General features: G+C 43.8%; 1 protein-coding gene. It reads left to right on the top strand.

Going from position 1 to position 1,200, the window contains the following annotated elements; all coding sequences use genetic code 11:
• Window positions 1-73 precede the first annotated feature (73 nt).
• Window positions 74-1,161 (top strand): IS3 family transposase gene (locus AB0G16_RS38800; protein WP_362816037.1). Its coding sequence is split into 2 segments (ribosomal slippage): window positions 74-326 and window positions 326-1,161, totalling 1,089 coding nucleotides; the frame shifts between segments, so codons are not numbered across the junction.
• The last annotated feature ends 39 nt before the right edge of the window (window positions 1,162-1,200 follow it).

The following is a 1,200-nucleotide window of genomic DNA, read 5'->3' as shown; positions in this document are numbered from 1 at the left end:
GGTAATCCCCCCAATAAATAAGAACACTCATAAATAGAGAGTAACTGCTAAAATACACCAGCAGGAGAATCCTATGAAAAAGACACGCTTTACTGATAATCAAATCGTCAACATCCTAAAACAAGCCGAACAAGGCGTACCTATCGCTGATTTATGCCGTGAGTATAATGTCGGCCAAAGCACGTTCTATAACTGGCGCTCTAAATATGGTGGCATGGATGCTGCGCTTATCACTCGTCTCAAAGAGCTTGAAGTTGAGAATGCTCGCTTAAAAAAGATGTATGCCGATGAATGTCTCAAATCCGACATATTACAGGATGCCATGTCAAAAAAGTGGTAGCGCCACTCAGGCGCAAAGAGATGGCTTGTCACTACATTAAAGAGCATGGCATCAGTATCCGCAGAGCTTGCTTGATCTTTAACATTAGCGTCACCTGTTATTATCACAAGTCGGTAGCAACGGATGAGAATAAGCAGATAGCGGACTTGCTCATAGATCTGACCGAGCAGAACAAGAACTGGGGCTTTGGATTGTGTTTTTTAAGCCTGCGTAACGTGCTGGGACTGCCATACAATCATAAACGGGTGTATCGCATCTACTGTGAGCTTGAGTTGAACCTTAGAATCAAACCTCGCCGCCGCATGAAGCGCGCCAAACCTGTGCCACTTGCTGTACCTGATAAGATAAACCAAAGCTGGAGCATGGACTTTATGCACGACAGCTTAACTGATGGACGAGGGTTTAGACTGTTTAACGTCATTGATGATTATAACCGTGAAGCCTTAACCGTTGAGATTGACTTCTCATTACCCGCTCAAAGAGTCATACGCAGTTTAAATCAGCTTATTGAGTACCGAGGCAAACCTGTGCAGATAAGATGCGATAACGGCCCTGAATACATCAGCAATGCGCTCAAAGACTGGGCTGAGCAGCAAGGTATCATCTTAAGCTATATTGAACCTGGCAATCCACAGCAAAATGCTTATGTTGAGCGCTATAATAGAACAATGCGTTATGATTGGTTAAATCAGGAATTATTTACAGATTTAGACCAAGTCCGTCAGCAAGCTGAGGCTTGGTTATATCACTACAACCACGAGCGCCCGAATATGGGCAATGGCGGTTTTACGCCAATGCAGAAACTAAACCACGCAGCTTAATTCTATTTGATAAGTGTCTTATGGTTGGGATGATTACCG

The sequence above is a fragment of the Streptosporangium sp. NPDC023615 genome, from assembly GCF_040640155.1.
Taxonomy (GTDB): Bacteria; Actinomycetota; Actinomycetes; order Streptosporangiales; family Streptosporangiaceae; genus Streptosporangium.
Note: the sequence above shows the minus strand (reverse complement) of the source record. Positions and strands in the feature narration are given on the sequence as shown.